Origin of the sequence: Bernardetia aquimarina (genome assembly GCF_042180575.1) — a bacterium.
GTDB lineage: Bacteria > Bacteroidota > Bacteroidia > Cytophagales > Bernardetiaceae > Bernardetia.
In genome coordinates this window covers 5,169,107-5,194,735 of sequence record NZ_CP170094.1, presented here as the reverse complement: position 1 = coordinate 5,194,735, position 25,629 = coordinate 5,169,107, and the positions used below count along the sequence as shown (strand labels likewise).

Annotated in this window: 29 protein-coding genes, 2 other RNA genes and 1 pseudogene; 20 read left to right on the top strand and 12 right to left on the bottom strand. The window is 29.3% G+C overall.

The features are described 5' to 3' along the window. Positions 1–328: 328 nt before the first annotated feature. The 7 genes from ACE193_RS22495 to ACE193_RS22465 all read left to right on the top strand — a co-directional run bounded on the left by ACE193_RS22495 (position 329) and on the right by ACE193_RS22465 (position 4,067). On the top strand, positions 329–649 hold the full coding sequence (locus ACE193_RS22495) for a hypothetical protein (protein WP_375560431.1): 321 nt from the start codon (positions 329–331) through the stop codon (positions 647–649). Between the two features lie 33 nt (positions 650–682). After that, a complete protein-coding gene (locus ACE193_RS22490; protein ID WP_375560430.1) occupies positions 683–1,024 on the top strand; it encodes a hypothetical protein in 342 nt (113 codons plus the stop codon). Positions 1,025–1,047: 23 nt separating this feature from the next. Further along, positions 1,048–1,413 carry a hypothetical protein gene (locus ACE193_RS22485; protein ID WP_375560429.1) on the top strand — a complete coding sequence of 122 codons (366 nt, stop codon included), beginning with the start codon at positions 1,048–1,050 and terminating at the stop codon, positions 1,411–1,413. A 9-nt stretch (positions 1,414–1,422) separates the two neighbouring features. Continuing rightward, positions 1,423–1,758 (top strand): hypothetical protein, encoded by a 336-nt coding sequence (locus tag ACE193_RS22480; RefSeq protein WP_375560428.1) that lies wholly within the window; start codon positions 1,423–1,425, stop codon positions 1,756–1,758. Positions 1,759–1,777: 19 nt separating this feature from the next. Further along, entirely contained in the window at positions 1,778–2,113 is a 336-nt protein-coding gene (locus tag ACE193_RS22475; RefSeq protein WP_375560427.1) for a hypothetical protein, read from the top strand. A 22-nt stretch (positions 2,114–2,135) separates the two neighbouring features. After that, positions 2,136–2,438 carry a hypothetical protein gene (locus ACE193_RS22470; protein WP_375560426.1) on the top strand — a complete coding sequence of 101 codons (303 nt, stop codon included), beginning with the start codon at positions 2,136–2,138 and terminating at the stop codon, positions 2,436–2,438. 105 nt (positions 2,439–2,543) lie between these two features. Further along, on the top strand, positions 2,544–4,067 hold the full coding sequence (locus ACE193_RS22465; protein ID WP_375560425.1) for a hypothetical protein: 1,524 nt from the start codon (positions 2,544–2,546) through the stop codon (positions 4,065–4,067). A 179-nt stretch (positions 4,068–4,246) separates the two neighbouring features. On the opposite strand, the gene ACE193_RS22460 is transcribed toward ACE193_RS22465, so the two are convergent. The 5 genes from ACE193_RS22460 to ACE193_RS22440 all read right to left on the bottom strand — a co-directional run bounded on the left by ACE193_RS22460 (position 4,247) and on the right by ACE193_RS22440 (position 8,136). Continuing rightward, positions 4,247–4,564 (bottom strand): hypothetical protein, encoded by a 318-nt coding sequence (locus tag ACE193_RS22460; RefSeq protein ID WP_375560424.1) that lies wholly within the window; start codon positions 4,562–4,564, stop codon positions 4,247–4,249. Between the two features lie 163 nt (positions 4,565–4,727). Continuing rightward, a complete protein-coding gene (locus ACE193_RS22455; protein ID WP_375560423.1) occupies positions 4,728–5,300 on the bottom strand; it encodes a DUF3109 family protein in 573 nt (190 codons plus the stop codon). A gap of 90 nt (positions 5,301–5,390) precedes the next feature. Then, on the bottom strand, positions 5,391–6,743 hold the full coding sequence (locus ACE193_RS22450) for an SAM-dependent methyltransferase (RefSeq protein WP_375560422.1): 1,353 nt from the start codon (positions 6,741–6,743) through the stop codon (positions 5,391–5,393). A 95-nt stretch (positions 6,744–6,838) separates the two neighbouring features. Continuing rightward, positions 6,839–7,114: an NADH-quinone oxidoreductase subunit NuoK gene (gene nuoK / locus ACE193_RS22445; protein WP_375560421.1), complete on the bottom strand. Its 276-nt coding sequence runs from the start codon at positions 7,112–7,114 to the stop codon at positions 6,839–6,841. A 155-nt stretch (positions 7,115–7,269) separates the two neighbouring features. Further along, the gene (locus tag ACE193_RS22440; RefSeq protein WP_375560420.1) at positions 7,270–8,136 is read right to left on the bottom strand and encodes a TIGR00730 family Rossman fold protein; all 867 of its coding nucleotides are present in this window, start codon (positions 8,134–8,136) and stop codon (positions 7,270–7,272) included. Between the two features lie 289 nt (positions 8,137–8,425). Between ACE193_RS22440 and ACE193_RS22435 the strand changes: the two genes are divergently transcribed. The 3 genes and pseudogenes from ACE193_RS22435 to ACE193_RS22425 form a co-directional block, all read left to right on the top strand. Then, on the top strand, positions 8,426–8,812 hold the full coding sequence (locus ACE193_RS22435; protein WP_375560419.1) for a VOC family protein: 387 nt from the start codon (positions 8,426–8,428) through the stop codon (positions 8,810–8,812). A 287-nt stretch (positions 8,813–9,099) separates the two neighbouring features. Further along, on the top strand, positions 9,100–9,429 hold the full coding sequence (locus ACE193_RS22430; RefSeq protein ID WP_375560418.1) for an IS1 family transposase: 330 nt from the start codon (positions 9,100–9,102) through the stop codon (positions 9,427–9,429). Between the two features lie 92 nt (positions 9,430–9,521). After that, a pseudogene (locus ACE193_RS22425) lies at positions 9,522–9,845 on the top strand (IS1 family transposase); the annotation flags it as partial. Positions 9,846–10,247: 402 nt separating this feature from the next. On the opposite strand, the gene ACE193_RS22420 reads toward ACE193_RS22425, so the two are convergent. Together ACE193_RS22420 and ACE193_RS22415 are read right to left on the bottom strand one after the other, a co-directional pair. Next, the gene (locus tag ACE193_RS22420; RefSeq protein WP_375560417.1) at positions 10,248–10,529 is read right to left on the bottom strand and encodes a hypothetical protein; all 282 of its coding nucleotides are present in this window, start codon (positions 10,527–10,529) and stop codon (positions 10,248–10,250) included. Between the two features lie 345 nt (positions 10,530–10,874). Next, positions 10,875–11,954, bottom strand: a complete 1,080-nt coding sequence (locus tag ACE193_RS22415; protein WP_375560416.1) for an LptF/LptG family permease — start codon at positions 11,952–11,954, stop codon at positions 10,875–10,877. 329 nt (positions 11,955–12,283) lie between these two features. Here ACE193_RS22415 and ACE193_RS22410 point away from each other — a divergent pair, with 329 nt between their 5' ends. From ACE193_RS22410 to panD, 5 genes are all read left to right on the top strand, one after another. After that, positions 12,284–12,841 (top strand): 7TM-DISM domain-containing protein, encoded by a 558-nt coding sequence (locus tag ACE193_RS22410; protein ID WP_375560415.1) that lies wholly within the window; start codon positions 12,284–12,286, stop codon positions 12,839–12,841. 58 nt (positions 12,842–12,899) lie between these two features. Then, the gene (locus tag ACE193_RS22405; protein WP_375559008.1) at positions 12,900–14,021 is read left to right on the top strand and encodes a transposase; all 1,122 of its coding nucleotides are present in this window, start codon (positions 12,900–12,902) and stop codon (positions 14,019–14,021) included. Then, positions 14,011–15,546 carry a 7TM diverse intracellular signaling domain-containing protein gene (locus ACE193_RS22400; protein WP_375563376.1) on the top strand — a complete coding sequence of 512 codons (1,536 nt, stop codon included), beginning with the start codon at positions 14,011–14,013 and terminating at the stop codon, positions 15,544–15,546. The genes ACE193_RS22405 and ACE193_RS22400 overlap by 11 nt, the downstream gene beginning before the upstream one ends. Before the next feature lie 175 nt (positions 15,547–15,721). Continuing rightward, positions 15,722–16,603, top strand: coding sequence for a pantoate--beta-alanine ligase (gene panC, locus ACE193_RS22395; protein ID WP_375560414.1), 882 nt, complete (start codon positions 15,722–15,724; stop codon positions 16,601–16,603). Between the two features lie 143 nt (positions 16,604–16,746). After that, positions 16,747–17,094: an aspartate 1-decarboxylase gene (gene panD, locus ACE193_RS22390; protein WP_375560413.1), complete on the top strand. Its 348-nt coding sequence runs from the start codon at positions 16,747–16,749 to the stop codon at positions 17,092–17,094. 284 nt (positions 17,095–17,378) lie between these two features. Here panD and ACE193_RS22385 read toward each other — a convergent pair whose 3' ends face one another. The 5 genes from ACE193_RS22385 to rdgB form a co-directional block, all read right to left on the bottom strand. Further along, positions 17,379–18,383, bottom strand: a complete 1,005-nt coding sequence (locus ACE193_RS22385; RefSeq protein ID WP_375560412.1) for a tetratricopeptide repeat protein — start codon at positions 18,381–18,383, stop codon at positions 17,379–17,381. A gap of 143 nt (positions 18,384–18,526) precedes the next feature. Continuing rightward, positions 18,527–18,621, bottom strand: an RNA gene (ffs, locus tag ACE193_RS22380) — signal recognition particle sRNA small type. A 222-nt stretch (positions 18,622–18,843) separates the two neighbouring features. After that, positions 18,844–18,938: signal recognition particle sRNA small type (gene ffs / locus ACE193_RS22375), an RNA gene on the bottom strand. A gap of 242 nt (positions 18,939–19,180) precedes the next feature. After that, on the bottom strand, positions 19,181–19,999 hold the full coding sequence (locus tag ACE193_RS22370; protein ID WP_375560411.1) for a hypothetical protein: 819 nt from the start codon (positions 19,997–19,999) through the stop codon (positions 19,181–19,183). A gap of 90 nt (positions 20,000–20,089) precedes the next feature. After that, on the bottom strand, positions 20,090–20,701 hold the full coding sequence (gene rdgB, locus ACE193_RS22365) for an RdgB/HAM1 family non-canonical purine NTP pyrophosphatase (RefSeq protein ID WP_375560410.1): 612 nt from the start codon (positions 20,699–20,701) through the stop codon (positions 20,090–20,092). A gap of 137 nt (positions 20,702–20,838) precedes the next feature. On the opposite strand from rdgB, the gene ACE193_RS22360 reads away from it, so the two are divergent. The 5 genes from ACE193_RS22360 to ACE193_RS22340 all read left to right on the top strand — a co-directional run bounded on the left by ACE193_RS22360 (position 20,839) and on the right by ACE193_RS22340 (position 25,627). Beyond that, a complete protein-coding gene (locus ACE193_RS22360) occupies positions 20,839–22,023 on the top strand; it encodes a hypothetical protein (protein ID WP_375560409.1) in 1,185 nt (394 codons plus the stop codon). 59 nt (positions 22,024–22,082) lie between these two features. Beyond that, positions 22,083–22,841: a hypothetical protein gene (locus tag ACE193_RS22355; protein ID WP_375560408.1), complete on the top strand. Its 759-nt coding sequence runs from the start codon at positions 22,083–22,085 to the stop codon at positions 22,839–22,841. Between the two features lie 12 nt (positions 22,842–22,853). Continuing rightward, positions 22,854–23,615 (top strand): hypothetical protein, encoded by a 762-nt coding sequence (locus tag ACE193_RS22350; protein ID WP_375560407.1) that lies wholly within the window; start codon positions 22,854–22,856, stop codon positions 23,613–23,615. 66 nt (positions 23,616–23,681) lie between these two features. Next, entirely contained in the window at positions 23,682–24,803 is a 1,122-nt protein-coding gene (locus ACE193_RS22345) for a transposase (RefSeq protein WP_375559008.1), read from the top strand. Positions 24,804–24,850: 47 nt separating this feature from the next. Further along, entirely contained in the window at positions 24,851–25,627 is a 777-nt protein-coding gene (locus ACE193_RS22340) for a hypothetical protein (protein ID WP_375560406.1), read from the top strand. Positions 25,628–25,629 lie beyond the last annotated feature (2 nt).

Sequence of the window (25,629 nt, the reverse complement as noted above, 5' to 3'; positions counted from 1 at the left end):
TTTCAAATATCATTTCTAGCTTTTTAATTTGAATAAGCAATATATCAATTATTTTTCACTAATTGAGCATTGAAATTATACAAATTCGATAAACATAGGTCTAATAAAAAAATTATTTCATTCAGATTCCAACAGCTTCTTCATTTATTCTATTTTTTTATAAACAAAATTATATTTCTGACTTTTTAAATCCTTTATGCTAAAATATTATATCGCTTTTGATTTATATAAGATACAAAATATTTCGCAATTTTATACTACAACGGTAGAATAATTTGAAAAATTGCTTTATTACCTATTTATTCAATTTTCAGCCTTTAAAAAATTTATGGAAAACGTTTTAGATTTTGAAGACAAACCAAAAGAAAAAGGTAGTTGGAAACCTGTTTTGATTACGAATGGTGTTTTGTTTTTTATAGTAGCAACTCTAGTTATTTTACATTTTATTTCAGATGAATATACTTTTACTTCTGAATTTATATTTCCTTCAGGAGTTTTTATTAGTCTGCTGATTGCCTCTATTTGTATAATTTTTATTAATATAATAGCAACCTTAGTTTTACTTCTCTATTCTGATAAACAATGGAAAAAATGTTTGGTAATTGTGTTATTAGGAATAGGTTTGTTTGGAATCATTATCTTTATCTAACAAATTAATAAGTCATATAATTTAGAAATAATTATGGAAAATGTTTTAGATTTTGAAGACAAACCAGAAGAAAAAGGTAGTTGGAAACCTGTTTTGATTACGAATGGAGTTTTGATAATTGGCTTTCTAATTATTGGGTATTTATTATTTTTACAAGTTGCTTCTTTTTCAATTCCAATTGTGAGTATAGTTATAAATGTGCTTAGAAATTTGTGCTTTTTACTAATTATTGTAAATACATTATGTGTTTTTATTTCTCTAATCTTTTTTAAAAACTACTGGAAAAAATGGCTAGTTATGGCATGCTTTGGAGTGATATTATTTATAGCTGTTATAAGTATCATTTTTATATTGGATATAAGTAAAATTTTGTAATACAGATAAATGACTTTATAATTATGGATAAAATACTAGACAGAGAAGAACAAATAAAAGAAACAATCTTTTGGAAAAACTCTTGGTTTGTAGTTTTGGCTGCTAATGGAATGCTTGTTTTGATGAGTATTTATAAGACTTATTCCTTTTTTTCTTCGCCATTACTTCCTAATTTACCATTCTTAATGAAAATTAGTTTTTTTACTAACCGTCTTTCTTTTTTGATGTTGATTTGTAATCTTGTCTTATTGTTTGTATCATTATTTTTCTCAACAACTTACTGGAAAAAATGGCTCTTAATGGGATTAATAGGTTTAGTTTTATATGGAATTAATACTGCTCTATACTCAATTTCTAATTTTGATAGTTTAAAAAATTCTCTACAATAATTTTATAAAATGAACACACATTCAGATTCTAGCTCCAAAACCAAAAAAGTATATAGTTGGGAATGGGTTTTATTTGCCAATTTATGTTTCATAGCAAGTATTTGGTTTCTAATTTCTGGTAAAAATTTTTCAACTTCTGTTATTCCTGGATGGAGTAGTACTATGGGAATTATGGAAGTGCTGATTATAGTAACAGGAATTAATTTTTTGCTTATTTTTATTTCTTTATTTTTTTCTAAACGATATTGGTATAAATGGTTAATTATGGCACTAATAGGTTTTTCTATTATTTATACACAGTTATTAGGTTGGATAGATTTTTTCAGCTATTTTGGAGCATTTTAATAAACTTTGAGCATATAAAATGGAAAAAATATTAGACCGAGAAGAACAAATTGAAAATATAGATAATACACTATCCACAAGTTGGAATTATATCATCAAGACAAACATTATTGCTTTTATATTTTCACTATTAGCTTTCAAATTCTATGAATCAAAATTTATTTTTATCGGAATTTTACTCTTTTTATGTATTCTAAATTTTATCCCATTTTGCATCACTCTCATTTTGAATAAAAGAGAGTATTGGAAAAAATTGATTTTTATTTCTATCTTCTATCTAGGAATCGCTTTTATTTATGGATTGATAAAGATGATTAATTTTATGATAGTAACTTCTTCTCACAACATACATTAGGGGTACACAACACTACTTTTTTATGGAAAAAATACTAGACCGAGAAGACCAAATAAAGCTCAAAAGAAATAAAACATGGATAATTATAATACTGACAAATTCAACTTTATTATTGATTCTATATTTACTGTTCTCAAATTCAATACAGGGAATTAAGCAATTAATTATAGTAGGAATAGGAATGGTTTCCATTATTTTTATAAATTTGATTATAGCTGTAATAATACGTTTATACAGCAATTCTAAAGATTGGAAAAAATGGGGTATTGCTTCGCTTATTTCATTTTTTACATGTTTAGGAATTTATTTTTCTTTTTTATCCTGAAAAACTGTGTTAGGAAAAGGCGTGCCTTTTCCCTACAATAACTGTAAAACAGAATTTTCATTTCATCACTTCTAACTTCATAAATCATACTTCTTACTTTATTCCATGGATAATCTTCGTTCTATTTTAGATACTTTTTCGGAAGAAGAAAAAAAAGCTCTTCATGCTTTTGTGCAGCGTCAGAAAATCCGTAAAAACAGAAAAGACTTACAACTTTTAGAGCTTTTACAAGAGGAAACAATCTATAATGGAAAAGAATTATTACTCAAACTCTATCCCAAAACAAAAAATAAAGTTGCTTATCATGCGCTGCGTAGAAGATTGATGCAACATTTTATTGATTTTATTACACTTTCAAGAAGTACCGACCAGACTATTGAAGGAACAGATATTATGGGAATAATTTCACTTTCTCACTATCTTTTTGAGGTAAATTTGGAAAATATTGCTTGGAAATACCTCAAAAAAGCAGAAAATCAAGCACAAGAAAACGAACAGTATCATCTCCTTAATTCTATTTATAATCTAGCTTTAGCCAACACAGACAATGAATTTGCACCTCCATTTGAAAATCTTTTAGAATTACGAAATCAAAATAAAATTTTTGCAGAAGAGGAAGAACGAGCGCACATTGCCAACTGTATTTTGAAAAACAAACTTGCAGAAGCCAAGCGAGAAGGAAAAGTATTAGATTTTGATAAAATGACGACACAAATTTTGGAAGAATGGAACTTAACTCAAGCTGTTAGTGAGCGTCCTCGTATTCGTTTTAATCTTTTATCGATTGCTAGAAATGCCGTAGTTGCAAAAAAGGATTATTACAATTTTGAATTTTTCTTACGTGCAAATTATGATGAATTGATAAGTGATACAATGATTTCTGAAAAAAATCAATATTATAGATTGTCGCTTCTTTATATGTTGGCTCACGTTTTATATAGAAATAAAAAATTCAAAGAATCATTGAAATATCTTGATGAGTTTAAAAAAATTTTAGAATCTTCTAGCAAAAGTTCAAAAAGCTACAAAACTTCTTTTTATTCAAAATTTACGCTGCTTACGGCTGCCAATCTTGCCTTTACAGAAGAGCGAGATAAAGCAATTCAATTATTAGAAAATTTACTCAAAAAAAATAAAGCTATTCTTTCGACGAATGATATTCTCAACACACATCTAAACTTAGTTTTTTATCATTTTCAGAAAAGTGATTTCAAAAAAGCCCACAAAGTTTTATTAGATTTTGGGCATTCGGATGCGTGGGTAGAGAAAAAAATGGGTAAAGAATGGGTAGTCAGAAAGTGGCTGATTGAATCTGTTTTGCAGTTCGAACTCAAAAATGATGATATTGCAAGAAAAATAATTTCAAAAATAAAGCAAAAATACGCTTCTCTTTTAATACAATCAAATAATCAAAATAGCAAACCCTTTTTGAGTCTTTTGGAAGAATATATGCGTTATCCACAGCGAGTTACACAACCTATTTTTTTAGAAAAAGTAGAAAAACTTCTCACTTTTGCAGACACGACAGGACAAGAAGACCTCCAAGAAATGGCTTTCTATGCGTGGCTAAAGTCTAAAATGGAAAAGCGAGATTATTATGAAACGCTTTTGGAATTGGCGCATGAATAAAGTTAGAAGTACGAGTTAAGAAGTTAGAAGTAAATGAAACATGACAAAGTAACGAAGCTAATACAATAATTTATTATTAAAGTAAATAAAAATAAACACAACTTAAATTACATTTTATTGCAATTCTTATTTTTCACCTCTGACTTTTTAGTTTTTTTGAACGCTACAACTAACGAAGGTTATCTAAGTTTTATATCTATAACTTTTCCACTACTGTCAATATTTATATATAATATTTGAAAATTAATAGATTTTCCCTCTATATCTACCATACTATTAAATCCTTCAACATCAGAAAGATTTATTTTTTTCTCATTAAGAATTTGCCCCAAAATATTAACATCTTCGGATAACAAAAAATATATATCCTCAGAATGATTTAGCTTAAAAGAGAATAGATAACTTTGAACTATGAAATATATTAAAAATAATGTAACCCCAAAAGAATAAGCTAATATCCATTTATTAGTTTTGTATTTAGAAACGTTTGCTTTCATAAAAATAAAATTTGTCAGTAATTAATTTAAAAAGTACCATCACTTTTTAAAGAACCTATCTGTTCCTCAGCAGATACAGAGGTTATTGAAACATTACGATTAATTGGGAATTATTGGATAATTTCTTTTCGAATTAATTGTTTAAAAATAAAATTCGTAATTCTTACAAAAGCTCTTTCTCAATAAAAGTTGCTAATTCATTATACCATTCAGTTCCATATTTTCTGATTAAAGGAGTTTTTAAGAATTTATAAACAGGTACTTTTAGTTCTTTTCCTAAGCTACATGCAGGACTACAAATTTCCCACTCATCATAATTTATAGCATCAAAACTAGCATATTTTGTAATACGGATTGGGTATAAATGACAAGAAATAGGCTTTTGATAATCAATTTTTCCAGCTTCAAACGCTTTTTCTATTCCACATTTTGTAATTCCTTTTTCATCATAAGTAACATAAGCACAGGCTGTATTTCTTTCGATAAGTGTAGTAGAAAATTCATTATCTTCATCTAAAACATATTTTCCATTTTTTTCTATGGCTGCAATACCTTCTTCTGTCAAAAATGGCTTTACATCTTCATAAATATCTTCTAAAATATGTCGTTCGTCGTCTTCTAAAGGTGCGCCCATTTCGCCTTCTACACAACATGCGCCTTTGCATTTGCTTAGATTACATACAAATTGAGTAAAAGCTACATTATCACTAACGAGGGTATTTTTTATAGGAATCATCTAATTAATTACGAATTATGAAATAATCAGCATAGCTAATTACGGATTAAAAATTACGATTAAAATACAAAATTAGGTATAAAATGTATTTTATTTCAAGATTAATTTTTCTAAATAATGTGTTTCTATTCCAAAAAAAGATTTGAGCTTTTCAAATTCCTCTAATCTTTCTGTTTTTCTACTTTCTTCTAAAAAACTTTCTTTTTTGGTAGCAATGAGCAGTACATTTTTTGGTGTATGTGCATCTGAAATAAATTCTACAGCTTTGGTTTGATAACCACAATAATTGAGAAGCAAACAGCGCATCGTATCGGTTAGCATTTCGGCTTGTCGCTCTAAAAAAATGCCATACGAAGTAAGAGGGGAAAGAATATTTTGAGTTTTTTGATTTTCTTTTTTTTCTACGTCCTTTTTTTCGATTTCCTTCTTTTCGATTTCTCTCCGAATCTGTTTATGACAACAAGGCGCAACAACTATCAATTCGGCATCAGCTTCAACTCCTTTGAAAATTGCATCATCGGTTGCAGTATCACAGGCATGTAAAGCAATCAAAACATGTGTTCTGTCTTCTTTTTTTGTTTCTTGTTCTGTTTTTGAGTCTGATTTTATTTGATAATCTTCTATTGTTCCTTCTACAAAATTAAGATTTTCAAAACTAGATTCTTCTGCTATTTGATTACAAAGTTCGACCAAATCTTTTCTAAATTCTACACCAACACTATTTACTTTGAGTTTCAAATTATTTTTTAAATAATCATATAAAGCAAAAGTCAGATAGCCTTTTCCTGCTCCCATATCTGTAATCTGCAATGGTTTTTGAGAAGGTAATTGTTTCAACAAAACACTCAAAATTTCTATGTATTGATTGATTTGTTTGTATTTGTCTTGAGCGTTTTTATAAACCTTTCCTGTATCATCTGTTATTTTGAGAGCTTGGAGGTAATTTTTCAAATTTCCTTTTTGGTCTTTTGTTTGGATAGCTCGTTTTTTTTGTTTGTCGTGCGATGTAGAAAGGGTTTGTTTTTGAGTTGGTTTTTGAGAATGAATTGTCGGAGTTTTACTTATATTTTTGATATGTAAATCAAAGTTTGTTGTAAATAAAATAGCTTGATTAAAAAAACCTTTATCATTTTCTAAATTTTTGTCAGAATTTTCTTTTGTGAGAAATGTTATAATTTCTTTCACTCCTTCTTCAATAGAATAATTTTTAGTAATGTCATTCGTTTTATGACGATAAACAAAAGTCAGTTTTTCTTCTCGCTTGATAATCGTTTTGCGAATCAATATTTTTTGGAGGGTAGAATTAATTTTTATGTCTTTGGTAGGATTACCAATAATGACAGGAATATTTTCTTGATTCGATATAAAGTTAGATAGCGTAATTTTAATAAAACTATCATTTTCCAAACTCTCCTTTATTTTTTCTATAAATTGATGAAGCATTTTTATTACTATAAATCACTCGTGGGGACACAAGCAATGGTAAGATTAATTTTTGCCGTTGCTCGTGTCCCCACGAGCGACCTCTAAAAAAATAATTACTCTTTCTCTACAATTTTATCTAGTTCAATTTGTCCAAAATACCTATAGATTTTCAGAATCATAGCAAGAGCAATCGTAATTTCGGCAGCAGCGACTACAATAATCAAAAGAACAAACAAATGAGCATCCATTCCTATCGAAAAAGCAATAAAATTGAGCATCGAAGCCGTTAGCATGAGTTCAATTCCCATCAAAACAAGCATCGCATTTTTTCTTGTTAAGACAATCAAAATTCCAATTCCAAATAAAATAGCTGCTACAAAAAGTATCATAGAAATATAATTACGGATTACGAATTAAAAATTACGTTTATGGAATAGGAATTAAATAAATCACTTACACATAGAAAATAAGCAGTTGATAATCAACATTCGTAATTAGCTTGCGCTGCTTTGGCAGGTCGTAATTTTTAATTCGTAATTGTTTCTTAGAAATTTGGAGAAAGTAAATATTGAGAATAAAAATCATCAATTACTTTGACAGCATCATCAGCCGTATCTACCAAGCTAATCAAATCTAAATCTTCAGCACTTACATTTTTTTCTTTCTCTAAAACAGTTGTTTTTATCCAATCCATCATTCCACCCCAAAATTCTTTACCTACCAAAACGATAGGAAAACGAGCAATTTTTTTGGTTTGGATAAGTGTATAAGCCTCAAAAAGCTCATCTAATGTTCCCAAACCTCCTGGCATTACGATAAAACCTTGAGAATATTTTACAAACATCACTTTACGAACAAAGAAATAATCAAAATTGATGAGTTTGTCCAAATCAATGTAGGCATTTGCACCTTGTTCGAATGGCAAAACGATATTCAAGCCTACCGATTTTCCTTTTTCTGACCTTGCTCCTTTATTACCAGCTTCCATAATTCCAGGTCCTCCACCTGTAATTACTCCGTAGCCATGACGCACTAATTTGGCTGCAATTTCTTCAGTAAGTTTATAGTATTTGTGGTCTGGAGAAGTACGAGCCGAACCAAAGATAGAAACACAAGGTCCTATTCGTGCTAATTTTTCAAATCCTTCTACAAATTCTGCCATTACCTTAAAAATAACCCATGAGTTTGCTGATTTTATTTCGCTCCAATCTCTTTTTTGAAAAGCTCTAACAAGACGTTTTTCTTCATCTGTTTTTCCTTCTAATATATCGTTTGCATTACTGTTTCCTTCCATATCGTGCAAATCTGGTTGATATGGTTTTTCAGCTTTTCCCTCATTTGAGATAGATTCAGAAGTAAGTTTACGTTTTTTTACTGGTTCGTTTAGGTTTTCGTCTTCGTTATATGGCATATTGAAAATGTGTTTTTAATTGAATAGTTAGTTAAATGGTAGTAGCCTTAAATGACTGAATAGTCTGAAATTTCATGTGCTTAAATTTGATTTATACGCTCATCAAAATTTTAAACAGAACGGCTAAGTTACGGAAAGTAATCTTAAAATAAAATAGAAGATAGACTGAATAATTCATTTTATGTCATTGATTTAAAGCTCAAAAAACAAAATAGTTCAAAACGAATCTATCAAGAAACAGTTATCTAAATCAATAATATATCATCACAAATTATAAAAAACTACGTTTATGATTCAGAAAATTAAAGAAACCTGTCTTTACATAACTGATTTGGACAAAACAGAAGAATTTTATCACAAAAAATTAGAACTTCCTATTATTAGCAGAAAAGAAAATGCTTTTATTTTTTTTAGAGTAGGTTCTGATGTTCTTTTGTGTTTTATGAATGAATACGCCAAAAACCAAGAAACTTTGCCTCCTCATTTTGCAAACGGAAAAATTCACTTTGCTTTTGAAGTAAAAACAGAAGATTATCAAACTTGGAAAGACAAAATGAAAGAATTAGAAATCAAAATTACACACGAACAAGAATGGAAAAACAACTTGCTTTCCTTTTATTTTGAAGACCCAGACGGACACGTTTTGGAAATTGTGAGTGAAGGAATTTGGGATTGAGTTTTTAGACAAAAAATACCACTGTTGTCGCTCGTAAAAAATGGCTCTCACTTGCTTCATAGCAAGTGAGCAATATGTATTCGGCTTGTAGCTGTGTATGTATTTCGCTGTTCTACAACAACACTAACAAATTTAATAAATTAGCAATAAAAATATGCCTAAATAGGTACTTTTTTTAATATTAGTGCCAGTAAAAACATAGCTACTCACTTGCAAAATACGGGTAGTGTAGTAAAATTGTGTTTGATACATTTTGAAAAAAGGCAATAAGAGCCGAAATTTGTAAAATGAATGAAAAATCACAAATTTGCCCTTATTGCCAGTCCTCAAAAGTAATAAAAAATGGGTTCTCTGGCAAGCTAAAAGTACAGCGTTTTCGTTGTAAACATTGTAAAAAAAGTTTTCAAAATTCTTACACTTACAATGGTTCAAATCCTGCTATAATTACATTAGGGCTTCGGCTTCTAAGTAACAATGGAGGTATTCGTCAAACGAGCGAAGTTCTCCAAGTAAACAGTAAAACAGTCCTTTGTTGGATACTTCGTTACTTTCCTAGTCAGTTCAATGTTACTCCTGTTTCTTCTCATTATAAAGAAGTTGAAGTAGATGAATTTTAGCTACGCTGAACTCGCAAGCTCGGTTGGACTTTTGTAGGAAGTAAAGCCAATGTAATTTGTTGGTTTATAGCTTATTGTAAAAAACAAGAGCGGTTTTAGCTTGCGTAAAAGGTGAAAGAGATTGGGAGACAGTCGCTCATTTAGAAAGAGAGTTAAAAAATTTACCTATTGAAATAGACTACGTTTGCACAGATAAATTTAAAGGTTTTGCTAAGGTTTTTCCCAAGGAAAAGCATAAAGAAGGCAAAGAATTTACTAAAGCAATAGAAGGAAATAATACCATGATTAGAACACAAAATAGAAGGACAAATCGTAGAACAACTTGCTTCTCAAAAGAGTTGATTTATCATGAAAAAGTGATGTATAAAGTTATGATGGATGCTAATGAAAGAAGAGCTAGGAAAAATACATTTTAAAATTGGTATTATTCAATTAAAAAATGAATTTAAAGCCAAACACAATTTTACTACACAACCAGTTTTTCAAAGAGTTTCTCGTGTTGATTAAGTAGAGGTTCTATAGTTTTACTATCGTTAGGATTGCCTTCATAAGAATCTACACCTACTACAATTAAGTTCTTAGGATTTACAGGGCATGTTCATAAAAACTTTGTCAGTAGTTTTTGGTAATCCAAAATAACTCTGACAATAGTTTAACCCACAACTCTTTATTTTTTCAACTATTGACAGCCTTCTGAAAGGACTGTCAAAGTCAAAAAAATACTATAATTTGCTTGATTAAACATATTTACAAGAATATATATTTTTTATGAACATGCCCTGTTAGGATTTACTAATAAGCCTATTTTATTGCCAAATTCATAAGGATACCTGCTTTTCCCTTAGCAATACAAGTCGTAAAAGGTTTGTGAAGACTATAATTTTTTTTTTATCAGTACGTTTTTGTTCTAATACTTGAGCATAAAGAAGCAAATCTGTTGCATATTTTAGTAAGGTTTTATCATCTAGTGTTCTTTCTAATCCTCGTATCAAACGAATGGACATAGCAGGCTGACCTGTATGAGAATAATACTGGCTAAAATCATCTTCAAAATAACTCCAATCCATCTGATGGGCTAATAAAACTAACTCATGATTCATGTTAATGAAGTCCGAAAAATGAGGTAAAAAAAGATTAGTTTGAGATTGAATGGACTAACCTACCATAAAAAAAACAGTTTCTACAAGGTTTTTAAGTCATATAATGAAAAACCTTGCAATGTGGAACATTAAAATATCCATGAAATTAACAAAAAACACCCATTTAAGCAATTTAATTGAGTATTTTTAGACTTCGTAAGGACGGACTATTTATCCAAAAAATGTCTAGTAGTATGATTTACTTCTTAAGAATTGAAATTAAATAACACACTCATTTAAAAACAACAAATCATTGACATTCAAGGTATTACATTCGCAATTATTCCTTACCTCATACTTCTGACTTTATTTAGGCGCACGCCAGTACAAATAAATAGCAACCACACCAAAAATAACATTTGGAATCCAAGCACCTACACGAGGATCTAATGTTCCACTTTGTCCTAAACTTCTTGCTACTACTACAAATAAAATAAATACAAAGGCTAATACAAAACCAAGTGCAATATTAAAACTTGTTCCCTGTCGTGTTTTTTTCGAAGAAACTACTATTCCCATAATGGTAAGAATAATGATAGCAAATGGAGATGCATAACGTTGATATTTTTCCACATAATAAATTCCTAATTCTAAAGCTGTTCCTCGTGCTTTTTGCTCTGCTACATACTCGTCTATTTCGGGCAGCGTTAGAGTTTCATTATATCTATATTTACTCTCAAAATCTTTTGGCAAGAGTCCCATAAGTGTATCCATATCTTTTCCAGTTAGGATAATTTCTCGCTCTGCATAAAACTGATGGATTTTGTAATCATCAACATGCCACGTCTGTTTTAAAGTATCCCATTTAATATTTTCAGCCGAAAACTTCTCTACTAACTTTCTATCTTCTATTCGTTCTATTGTAAATTTTCGTCCATTAAATGTTCTATTATTGTAGCTTTGAAGATAAACATAGGTATTAGAATCTATCTTTGAATGCACGTTTCGTTCATCAAACGAAAATGGTTTTTTGACATACGCAGTTTCGAAGGCTACTCTTTTTTTATTAGCACGAGGAACAACCCAACCAGTCAAATAGAATGAAAAAATTGCAATAATAGTTGCACCAATCATATAAGGAACGAATAACCTCAAATAACTCACCCCACCACTCAACATAGCAATAATTTCGGTACGTCCTGCCATACGAGAAGTAACAAAAACAGTAGCAATAAATACCATCAACGGTGTAATAAGCCCAATAAGGTGCATGATAAAATTGAAATAATAGTCTATAACAATCTCTTTAAAGCCTAAAGAATGTTTGATAAAATCATCACTTTTTTCGCTATAATCTATCGCACAAATCACAGCTAAGATAACCAAGACAACAAAAATATATGTTGTTAGAAAATTTTTGAGAATATATTTGTCTATTATTTTCACTCTATTTTTTTATTTAATAACGTTAAACTAAGAAAGCCTAATTTGATTGCCCCTACAAACTTACAATTTTGAAATAGAATAATTGAATCAAAATCTTATTTTCTAACAGTTTTAAAGGAAATTTAAAGATAAATGATAGTTTTAAGATGTTGTTTGTGATTTATCTTATTTTAGAGCTACTCTTTCTTTTTTTTCACTGGAAATAATTTTATATTACTTACATTAAAATTAGTTTGACTATTAAATATGACTTCAATTTTATGTACTCCTCTAACATATATTACAATCTTACAAGAAAAAGTCTAACTTATTTTATCAAAGTTGTCTTTATGTTGTTTATTTTTTCGGCTTCTTTATCTGCTCAAAAAACATCTAAAGAATACCTAACTATTGATGATACTACCAATATTTTTTTATTAAATTCTTATTTATCGTATTATAATGATGAGGAAGGTAATTTATCTATTGACCAAATTAATGAAATGAGTAATGAGGTGCTAAAAAAACACTTTTTAGATTCTCTACAAATTACAGATAACACAAAATACATTTGGGTTTATTTTGATTTAAAAACACAAACTAATAAAGACTGGCTAATTAATACCAAAACTAAAAACAGTATTTTATATACAAAAAATAATAGTAAATGGGTAACTCATAACTCTTCTGATTATCTATATTCTAATAGACGTTTTCTTATTCCAAAATTTAATTCGGATACTGTGGAGCGTATCTATATAAAAATAACTCCATATCGTAGAATGCAAAATAAGGGTAAAACAGATATTACTCTCAATCAAAAATATACGTATGAAAAAGGTTTTTTAGAAGATACTATCTTTTATATGCTTGTTGTGGGAATAGTCTTTGGATTATTTTTCTTATAGTACTGGACATGAGTTAAATTTTTGACAAAAAAAGGACAGAAAGAGTTAATTTAGAAGTGTGAAAACCAAAAAACTCTATTCCGTCCTGCTGAACAAATATACAAAGGAATTTTCAGATATTCCTATCCATTATGTTCACGCTACTTTGTTGCTTATTAGCTGTATTCTGATAAAAGAAACTGTTAATCTAAACAAATTAAAAAATCAAGTAGGTATTTTTTTAAATTCTCCTACTGTTCAAATTGATTCTCATTATAAACGGCTTACTCGTTATTTTTTGGATGTCTATGTTCAAAAAACACTATGGAAGCTGATTCTAGTTTTTAGTATAGGCTCTTTTTTGAATAGAAAAGACATAAAAAAAGAAATTTTCTATCTAGCTATGGATGGTAGTGTTTGGCAATTAGGGGAATATACCTATCATGTTTTGGTCTTAAGTGTTATTTATAGAAAAATGGCTATTCCTATTTTTTGGATCAATTTAGAACGAAAAGGTAGTTCTACTGTTGCTCATCGTAAAAGTTTATTAGCATCGGCTTTATTGTTATATCCTTTTTTAAAAAGATTTACAATTTTAGCTGATAGAGAGTATAAAGGTAGAGTTTGGTTTAGGTATTTAGAAGAACAAGGATATACTTACATTATTCGTCTTTGTAAGGGAGATTATCAATTAGAAGTTAAAAAATACCACAGCTTACTTAAAAAAGCTAAATCAGGCAAACTAGTAAGCCAAGAATTTGAAACTGACTTTGCAAAAAAACTAAAAATAGTGATTTCTTATAATGCTCAAGCAGCAAAAGAAAGTGAAAAGTTTGTCATTTTATTAACCAACAAATATCGTTTAACAAAGGAGAAAATTAGTGCTATCTATTATCTCAGATGGAAAATAGAGTGTTTATTTAGACATTTGAAAACAAATGGATTTCATTTAGAGGAGTTAGGAATGGTAAACCCAAGAAAAATTCGTGTTCTAATGGCATTAGTAATTGCATCTTTTTTACTCTGTATCTTAGAAGGAGTAAAAACAAAACAAAGAGTAAAAAAAGACAATGAATCCTTTTACGAGTCTGTTTTTAGAATCGGATATGGAAAAGTAGTATTTTATGCTACTTCTATAGACAAAATATTAAAAATAATAACCCAATTAGTGCAAAAATCTAAAACTCAAAATACAACCTAAATTAACACATGTCCAGTACTGTATATTTTTCTACAATCTGTTCCTTTCTATAAGTACAAAAAGTTATAGTTATCTTCTATATAGTTTTGCCGTTTTTTTTATTGGGTTAAAATTTTTGGTGCTTTCCAATCTTTTTAGAGAATTAGTTATAGAATATAACCATGTTGCTCTTTTTTCTAATAGTTGTACTTCGTTCGCTATCTTTTTTTACTCTCTTTTTTCTTTGGCTTACTTCAAAGAAAATTACAAAAGTAGATGGACAAAAATTATCATCTCATTCCTACTATTTCATGTCTTAGTATCTAGTCTTTACATCTATAATTCATTTTACTATTCTGATTATTTTTATGAACACATAGGAAATTTTAGTATTGTGAGTATTTATATTTCTCTTTTTATTTTTTCTATTTATAAGGCAAAAAAGAAAACACTAGGAGCAAAATGGTTTTTACTCGCAAACTCTTTTTTAGTGCCTATTGTCTTGGTTACTGTACTTGTTAGCATATTCTCAAGTTCAATTTATGTGGGTTATATTCTTAGTTTTGGTGTCGTGATTCAGTTACTCTTATTTTCTTTTGCTCTTGGTTCTCGTTTTAATCTAATTAAAAAACAAATTGCTCAAAAAGAAAATGAAAAACTAGAATTAGAAAAAAATCAAATCACTGAGTTACAAAAACTAACAGCCAAAAAAAATCTAGAATTAGAAGAAAAAGTAACGCACAGAACTTCTGAACTACAAGAAACGCTTGGTGAATTAAAGTTTCAACACAAAAAAGTAACAGATAGTATCTATTATGCAAACAATATTCAAGAAGCTATTTTGCCTAAATTCTCAAAAATAAAAACTATTTTTTCTGACTTTTTTGTCTTCTTTCGTCCTCGTGATGTAGTAAGTGGAGACTTTTATTGGTATATGCCTTTAGAAAATGAAAAATATTTAATAGGTGCTTTTGATTGTACAGGACATGGAGTGCCTGGGGCTTTTATGTCAATGATAAGCTATCAAATTTTGAATGAAATTGTTTTGGCAGAGAAGAAAGTAATGCCAAATGAAATTTTGGATGCACTACGTAAAAATCTTTATTTTTCATTGAAACAAAATGAAAATTCGAATAAAGATGGATTAGATGCCTGTTTGATTATGGTAGATAAAAAAGAAGAAAAAGTCTATTTTTCGGGTGCAAAAAACCCACTTTACTATATCAAAAATAATATATTAGAAACCGTAAAAGGAACTAACCTTTACATAGGAGGAAAATATAATGAAACAGATAAATTTAAACTTCATACCATTTCATTTCATCAAAAAGATACTCAATTTTATCTTTCTTCTGACGGAATACAAGACCAATTTGGAGGAAATAAAGATAAAAAACTAATGAGAAGAACATTCAGAAATTATTTATTAGAAAAACAGAATCTATCTTCAGAACAACAGTTTGAATTTTGGAATACATTTATGACAGAGTGGCAAGGAAATAATCAGCAAACGGATGATATGCTTTTGATAGGAATACGACCTTGATAAATAAAAATTACAAATTAGGATACTAAAATGAGTGTATTCTATCAAAATAAAGAATAGAGAATCAAAAAAAATTACGACCTTTGCAGTCGAATAAATACGCCTCCTTTACTTTTCTCTAAATGAGTTGATGTTTGTTTATCATTTTTATAGATTCTTAATTATTGCAAGTAGTATGAAAGTCATTGAAAAAATAGATGAACTTAGGTTGTATTTAGAGCCTTTGCGTTGTAGAGTTTCAGAAAAAAAGCCTAAGAAAACGATTGGTTTTGTGCCTACCATGGGTGCATTACACAAAGGACATATTTCACTTATCAAAGAAGCCAAAAAAACATCTGATTTTGTAGTATGTAGTATTTTTGTAAACCCTTTGCAATTCAATAATACAGGAGATTTTACCAATTATCCTATTTCTTTAGAAAAAGATATAAAAATGCTAGAAAAAGCAGACTGTGATTTGCTTTTCTTGCCTAATTCTGATACTATGTATCAAAACCCTGTCCGTACAAAGATGGCTTTTGAGGCATTAGATAATGTAATGGAAGGAACTCATAGACAAGGACATTTTAGTGGAGTAGGAATTGTGGTAGCAAAATTTTTTAATTTAGTACAACCTGACCATGCATTTTTTGGACAAAAAGATCTTCAACAATTTGCTATTATTCAGCAAATGGTAACTGATTTATCATTTCCAATTGAGCTTCATTGTTGTCCTATCAAAAGAGAAGAAGATGGGCTGGCAATGTCTTCAAGAAATAGAAGATTAGATGAAGAACAAAGAATTATTGCACCTAAAATATATGAAAGCCTTATTTTGGCAAAAAAAATCCTCAAAAAAGGAGAAACTGTCGAAAAAGCACAGCAAGCAGGAATTTCCTATTTAGTTAAATACAAAGAATTTGAAATTGAATATTTAGAAATTGTAGATTTGACTACCTTGAAATCTTTAGATGCTAAATTGAAATTCAAAAAAATAAATACAGAAACAAAAATTGCAATTTGTGTAGCTGCAAAACTAGGAGAAATACGACTGATAGATAATATTCTCATCGATTAGAAAATAGATTAACACTTCTAATGTTACCAAATTGTTACTAAAATACAACTTAATCATTAATAAATTCGTATAATTAAGTAGAAATTATTAAAATTATCTCAAAAAAAGAAATCTTTTTTTGTTATTTTAATCAAAAAACAACTATGTTATTACAAATATTCAAATCAAAGATACATTGCGTCAAAATTACTCAAGCCGAACTAAATTATGTAGGAAGCATTACCATAGATGAAGAATTGATGGAGGCTGCCAACTTATACGAAGGCGAACGAGTTCAGATTGTAAATAATAATAATGGAGAACGCATCGAAACGTATGTCATTCGTGGCGAACGTGGAACAGGAACAATCTGTTTGAATGGTGCAGCAGCTCGTAGAGCACAAGTAGGTGATGTAGTAATTATCATTTCGTATGCTCTAATGACACACGACGAAGCAAAAGCACACAAACCAACTATTATATTTCCAAATGAAAATAATCGACTGGATTAATTATACAATGATGTTTTATAAACGTTATTACAGTTATTTATAAAACTGATAATCAGAGAATTATCAACAAACAAAACAACCTTATTTTCCATAGGATTGAGTTTATCGACTCTAATTCTATGGATTTTTTTTTGCATTCTATATTAGTTTGTTAATTGCTCCATAAATTTACCTATGGGCTGTGCTGATAATGATTCTTACAACAAATAAAATTAATACAAAAAAGCATTTCCAAAATCAATTAGAAATGCTTTTTATAATAGGATAGATTAAAAACATGTCTTTTAGTTTCCACATTTTTCTTGTTTCAATTCTTCCATTTCACTTCCAAACATTTTTGTAAAACCTAACTCTAAGGCTTTTTCTATATGTTGGCAACCCTCTTCTTTTTTGCCTAAATCAAAGGAAATCAAAGCTAAATATTTATAAACATAGCTATTAGTAGGCATAGCCTCTAAAGAAGCCATTACTTCTTTTAATCCTTCTTCTGTATTTCCTGTTTTGTGTTTTAGATAGCCTATATACCCTTGTGAGTATATTGTTAATTCCTTTCTTAATTCTTTATCTTCATATTTTTTTGTCAATTCTAAAACCTCTTTAGCGACTATTAAAGCGTTTTGATAATCTTCCTTTTTCAATAATATTTCTGTTCTAACAGATAAAGGTAAGTCAGGTTTTACATTAATTTCTAGAGCTGTTTGCACATCTTCTTCTGCTCTATCGTAATCTTTCAAATCCATATAAACACTTGCTCTTCCAGTCAAATAAAGCACTCTAACATAAGACTCCAAATCAAATTGCAAAAGTGCATCATAAGCTTCTATAGATTCTTCATATTGTTTCAGTCTTCGATGTGATTTAGCTTTGCCAGCTAAAGAACGCTCATCAGTTGGATGTTTTTTTAAATAAAAATCATAATCTACAATCGCTCTTTCATGTTCGCCACTAAAATTATAAATTGTTGCTCTATATTGATAACTTTCCAAATTACTTGGATTTATTTCTATCGCTTTATTTAAAGCTATAAGAGCTTCCTTTTCTTGATTTAAAAAATACAAACATTTGGCTTTTGTAAGCCATACATTTGCATTATTAGGCCACTTTTCAAGAATTTTATCACTATAATAAATTGCACTATCATAGTTGTCATTGTTATAAAACTCAACTGTTTTGCTAATATATTCTTCTGTTTTTTTATCTAATTTTTGGGCATTTGAACAAGAAAAAATACCTAGCCAAATAGAAACAAAGAAAATTACCTTTAAAAATGCACAAAATAATGTATTCATTACGGATTATATTTTAATCAAAAATTAAATAACAAAAAAAGCATTTCCAAAATCAATTAGAAATGCTTTTCGTATTCAATTTAATGAAAACTAAATAGGATAGAATTGTATAATCTTTATGTATATCAATTCAATAATGTCTTAAAAATGTAGCCGACAATACACCGCTCAACCATCTACCCTTGCTGCCTTCCGACCCTGGGGGAGTTCAACAGGAGCTAGTCACGCCGACCACGATGCAAAGGTACTATTTTTTTTTAGAGATGCAAGCAAAAAGCAATTATTTTTTCTATTATTTTTTACCTTTTGCAATAACTACTTAAAAATCATTGAGTTACAAGTATTATTTTATTGAAATAAAAAAACAATTACTTCAAAATAAATTCAATAAAAAAAGGCATTTCTAAATCAGCTTAATATTAAATTAAAAACTGAGTTAAAAATGCCTTTTCAATGTCTTAAAAATGTAGTCAGCAATACACCGCTCAACCACCTACCCTTGCTGCCTTCCGACCCTGGGGGAGTTCAGCAGGAGCTAGTCACGCTGACTACGATGCAAAGGTACGAATCTTTCTCAGACATGCAATAGGTTCAATAAAAATTTTTAAAGAAATTTCATCAAAAATGACTTTGTAATTTTGATTTCTAATTTAAGTTACTTATTTTCAAGGTTTTGTCTATAAAAAACAATTACTTAAAAAATGAAATTCTTCTATTATTTTATTGTCTGAAGTTGTTGGTGTCGCTTCACTAAAACACCAACAACAATATTATCAGAAATCTATAACCTAAATCAATTAATTCTGTGGCGCACCATCTTCTACCCAACATTCAATCAATTTTATTTCTGCATCTGTAAGAGAAAGTCCAGAAGAAGAAGGAGGCATCGAACGAGCAGCAGCACGACTCAAAACTCGTGAAGCATTGCCAGAAACACCATTGAAATTAGATAAACTTGGTGATTGTCCTCCAGCATGACAACCTGAAATGGCACAGTTTGTATTGATAATAGAAGCAATATTATCTGTATAATTTACTCCTGTTGTTAGCGTAGCTGATGCTGTTGCTTCACAATTTTCTGAATCTTTTACAGAAACAGTATAAGTTCCTGCTGCTAGATTTGAAAAGGTAGCTCCACTTTGAAAAGTTCCACCATCAAGACTGTACTCAAAATTTCCACTTCCACCTGTTGCAGTAACCGTTATCGAACCTGCATCAGAATCACAACCTGCATTTTGAGAAGCTAAAGAAATAGTAGGTGCATCTGCATTTTCGACAGTTGCTTTTGCATTAGTAGTACAATTTTCTGTGTCTTTTACCGTAATTGTATATTCTCCAGCAGCTAAGTTTTCAAAAACAGCACTACTTTGAAAATCGCCATTACCTAATTGATATGTTAAAGCACCTGTTCCTCCTGCACCTGTGGCAGTTATTTTTCCTGTGTTGGCTGCACAACCTGTATTTTCGGCAGTCAAAGAAAGTGTCGGAGGACTACTACAAGGATTATCTACTGGGTCTGGCGTTGGATTAGGGTCGTCATCTCCTCCACAAGAAAAAAGAACAATACTGGCAAAAATTGTAAAGAATAAAATAGCAAATAAAGAATTATTTTTCATAAAAAGCACATTTTGAGTAAGTTGTAAGGAAATAGTTATATATTTCAGAAGGGTATTTTTTGTCAATTTAAGAATTATAGTTGATTATGGCTACACTTTGTTAAGATTATTTAGAAATTCTACTAACTTTCTTGTTGCAATGGCTCTATGACTAATTTTATTTTTTTCAGATAAAGGCATTTGAGCAAACGTTTTTTCATAGCCGTTCGGAACAAAAATAGGGTCATAGCCAAAACCATCTTCTCCCTTTACTTCATCAATAATTTTTCCTTTAATTATTCCTTCAAACTGATGTTTTTGTCCATCCAAAACCAATGTAAAAACAGTTTTGAATTGTGCATTTCGGTTTGTATTTCCGTTTTGAGATTGCTCTTTTAGATTTTTTAAAACCAGTTTCATATTTTCTTTTGAATCCCTGTAAGAACCTACTGTTTCATCTGCATACATTGCCGAAGAAACTCCTGGTTCGCCGTTTAGTGCTTCAATTTCTAATCCTGTGTCATCTGCAAAACAATTTGTATCATAATTTTGATAGACATACATTGCCTTTTGTTCAGAATTTCCTTCAATGGTAGGCGTAGTTTCAGGAATTTCTTCTGTACAACCGATTTCTTTTAGACTAACAAGTTGAATGTTTGGAGGAAGAGCAGCTTTTACTTCTTCTATTTTTTTTGAATTATTGGTAGCAAAGCAGATTTTCATATTTTTGATTAGATTTGATGAATTTAATTCGTTTTTTTTTGTAAATTTTCAAAAACCTAAATTTGAGAATAAATACAAGATATTCAAAATTCAATTTATACCAAATACCTATCAATTCAATATAAAACTCTATTAAAATGCTAGAAAAACTAGATACAATTCCTTGGGCTGAGTTACAACACGCTTATGGTTCGGCTGCTGATGTTCCTAATAACATACGTAGCTTGACTTTTTCAGATAAAGAACTTCGTAAACAGGCTCTCTGGACACTTTATGGCAATATTTTTCATCAAGGAACACGTTATAATGCTACTCCGTATGCAATTCCATTTTTATTCGAACTTATTGAGAGTGAATATATTGAAGAGAGACACAAACTTATTTATTATATTGTTCATTTGGCTTTAGGATATGAAAATTCGTACTTATTAGAAGGAATAAATCCACGACAAATAAAGGCAGAACTCAAACATGCACACAAACACATGTCTGAACAAGAAATCCAAAACAGTCAAGATTATGGATATAGTTATTTGGCTCTTTTGGATTGTTATAGTTTTGTAGAGGAGCGAATTCCTATCTTATGGGAAATAATAGAAAAAACACCTAAAAACAACAATGTTGAAAACAGAAAATTAATAAACGCAGCTATTTATGCTTTGGCTTGGTTTCCAGAAAAAGGAACAGAATCGATAGAACTTATAAAAAGACAAATTCCTGTTCTGACACATGAAAACGATATTGCAAATTGTATTTTAGCGATTGGTTTGCTTTCCAAAAATACAGAACCAAAAATAGATATTTCATTTTTAGAACCCTATTTAGATTCTACTTCTGTACTTTTAAAAACTTCAGCAGTGATTGCATTAGTAAAATACCCTCTAACAAATCAAATTATTGAAATCTTGATTGATTCAATTACTTCAAATGAGGAACTAAGAAAAATAAATGAAATTCCATTTAACGACGGAAATATAAACGGTTATGCAAGTGGAATGCTTTCTGGTTATGCACAAACTGAAGACGAAGAACAGAAAATACTTTTAGCTTTTTGTCAAGTTTTGGAAAAATTGAATATGTATCAAGCCACCGAAACAACTGGATTTGTTTTAGATATTTTGAATAGAAACAGAACAATTCCTATCAAAGAAACTGATGTAAACGACTTAGAAAAAAATGAAATAATTGCATTAAGAGCCATTGCAAACTCAAAAGGTTGGGGAGAAGATATATCTTTTGCAAATTTTAGTTTAATGATGAGAGATGCAGGACTTCCAAACTCAAAAGAAAAATTGATAGAATATTTGGGAGAATATTATTAACTTGAATTATGTATAACAGACTTCCTAGTCTGTTCAAAAAACAAAAGAACGAGTAAAAAATGACAACCCACACCCTACAAAAAGAAAAACACCACGACTTCCTAAACCAAGAACGAATTGACCCCATTACTGGAGATATTCTACAAGAAGGAGATGAGGTTGTGATTTGTGCAAGCTGCAAATCTGCTTTTTTGGTGGATTCTTGGGAATATATGAATGAAAAACATTGTAATCAGAGAATTACATTAAAGGAAATACCTGTGAATGAGACTGTTAGGATTGAAAAAAGTATTTTTGTTGATTTATTAGAACTAAAAACATATTCAAATTTTTCGGCAGCACATACTGCATCTTCTCCTTATACTTTAAGTGGTTGGGCTTTGTTCACGTTACTATATAGTTTTGGATTTATTGAGCTTCTTGCCATTAATTTTGCACACTTCGTGTCTTGGTTTTTTATCTTTATTTTTTATGCAGAATCCAGTTATAAAAGACTCCTAAAAATAAAAAACAATACTCTTATTTTCAATAAGAGTAACGAGTCACAGGGTGCTGTTAAAATAGATGATATAATCAGTGTACAAATTGAAAAACCTAAAAGATTTTTTTTCTCAAATATGATAGGACGATTATATAAATCGGATAGAAATATATATAGTTTAAAAATTACTGACAAAAATGATTTTAAATCTAATATTTTAATGCATGCTGATCAATTAGAGCTAATCAATACAAAAACTAATCTTCTACAAAAATTCAATACAAACCTACCTCATTCTATTTCTGTTACTAAAAAGATTGAACAAAAAGCCAACTAAGAATGCAAAAAAATGACTACCCACACCCTACAAAAAGAAAAACACCAAGATTTCCTAAAACAAGAAAGAATTGACCCAATTACAAGAGATTTATTGCAAGAAAATGATAAAATTGTAATTTGTGCTGCTTGCAAGTCTGCTTTTTTGGTGGATTCTTGGGAGTATATGGATAAGAAGCATTGTGAGCAAAGTCTTACATTAAAGGAGATTCCTGTCAATGAAGTTGTTAGGATTGAAAGACCTTATCTGATTGATTTAAAAACTGTGAAAATTTTTGCAAATTATCAAGAAGCTCGTATAACTATCTTTCCTTATTTTCTCTTAGGTTATTTTGTTTCTTTTCTATTTGACCATTTCTCACTCATAAATATTAGTTACAGTGCATTTCTAGTTATGTTGATTTGTTATTGTTATGTTTATTTTGGCTCTAAAAAATCATATTACAAAAATAGTTTTAAAATAGAAGACAACACTCTATTTTTTAATTTAAAAGAAAATACAGAGACTAAGATGAAAGTTAAAGAAATTCAAAATATAGAATTATACAAATCTAGGCGACATTGGTTTGACAATGTAATAAGAGATATTTTTTCATCAAAAAATTCTTGTTATACAATAAAAATCACAGCTAAAGATAAATCAGTATATAAATTACTTCTTCAAAAAAAAGAATTAGAACACATCACAAAAGAAACCAATCTTCTACAAAAATTCCATAAAAACTCTCTTCCTTTTCTTTCCGTTAATTCAAAATCAATAGAAATAGATGAATAAAACTATAGTACTGGACATGAGTTAAATTTTTGACAAAAAAAGGACAGAAAGAGTTAATTTAGAAGTGTGAAAACCAAAAAACTCTATTCCGTCCTGCTGAACAAATATACAAAGGAATTTTCAGATATTCCTATCCATTATGTTCACGCTACTTTGTTGCTTATTAGCTGTATTCTGATAAAAGAAACTGTTAATCTAAACAAATTAAAAAATCAAGTAGGTATTTTTTTAAATTCTCCTACTGTTCAAATTGATTCTCATTATAAACGGCTTACTCGTTATTTTTTGGATGTCTATGTTCAAAAAACACTATGGAAGCTGATTCTAGTTTTTAGTATAGGCTCTTTTTTGAATAGAAAAGACATAAAAAAAGAAATTTTCTATCTAGCTATGGATGGTAGTGTTTGGCAATTAGGGGAATATACCTATCATGTTTTGGTCTTAAGTGTTATTTATAGAAAAATGGCTATTCCTATTTTTTGGATCAATTTAGAACGAAAAGGTAGTTCTACTGTTGCTCATCGTAAAAGTTTATTAGCATCGGCTTTATTGTTATATCCTTTTTTAAAAAGATTTACAATTTTAGCTGATAGAGAGTATAAAGGTAGAGTTTGGTTTAGGTATTTAGAAGAACAAGGATATACTTACATTATTCGTCTTTGTAAGGGAGATTATCAATTAGAAGTTAAAAAATACCACAGCTTACTTAAAAAAGCTAAATCAGGCAAACTAGTAAGCCAAGAATTTGAAACTGACTTTGCAAAAAAACTAAAAATAGTGATTTCTTATAATGCTCAAGCAGCAAAAGAAAGTGAAAAGTTTGTCATTTTATTAACCAACAAATATCGTTTAACAAAGGAGAAAATTAGTGCTATCTATTATCTCAGATGGAAAATAGAGTGTTTATTTAGACATTTGAAAACAAATGGATTTCATTTAGAGGAGTTAGGAATGGTAAACCCAAGAAAAATTCGTGTTCTAATGGCATTAGTAATTGCATCTTTTTTACTCTGTATCTTAGAAGGAGTAAAAACAAAACAAAGAGTAAAAAAAGACAATGAATCCTTTTACGAGTCTGTTTTTAGAATCGGATATGGAAAAGTAGTATTTTATGCTACTTCTATAGACAAAATATTAAAAATAATAACCCAATTAGTGCAAAAATCTAAAACTCAAAATACAACCTAAATTAACACATGTCCAGTACTGTAGAATAAAACACATTAGCATAAAAAATGACCACTCACACCCTACAAAAAGAAAAACATCAAGATTTCCTAAAACAAGAAAGAATTGACCCAATTACAGGAGATTTATTGCAAGAAAATGATAAAATTGTAATTTGTGCTGCTTGCAAGTCTGCTTTTTTGGTGGATTCTTGGGAGTATATGGATAAGAAGCATTGTGAGCAAAGCCTTACATTAAAGGAGATTCCAAAACAAGAAGTAGTCATTATTGATAAGTCTAGTATTTATCTAAATGTAAACCTTGAAATAAAGGCAATTTCAAATAAAGACGCTGCGAAAAAAGCATCTTCATTTATCTCTTTTTTGGGTGTTTTTATTTACATAATTTATGCGCTTAACTTTCATGATTTTCTGAATTATTTCTATAATTTATTAATAATGCTTTCTATTGTTTGGATACCACAATTTATATTTTGGACAATTAGTGATTATAAAGAACAGTTGAATATAAAAGGTAATGTTCTTTCTTTTTCATTGAATGATAAAAATTGGAATAATAATATTACACTCAATTCAATAAAAAATATTAGTTACTACAAACCAAGCCGTTATTGGATTTATAATTTTTTCAGAAAAAGACTAAAAAAATATGAACAAAAAGAAATTTACACGTTAAAATTCACACTAAAAGATAAAACAAGACACAAAGTTTTGATAACTAAAAAAACATTAGAACGTATCAAAAATGAAACTAACCTTTTGCAACAATTTGATAAAAGTTACCTTACTTCTACTAGCCCTACTATTAAACAACACTTAGCCTAATA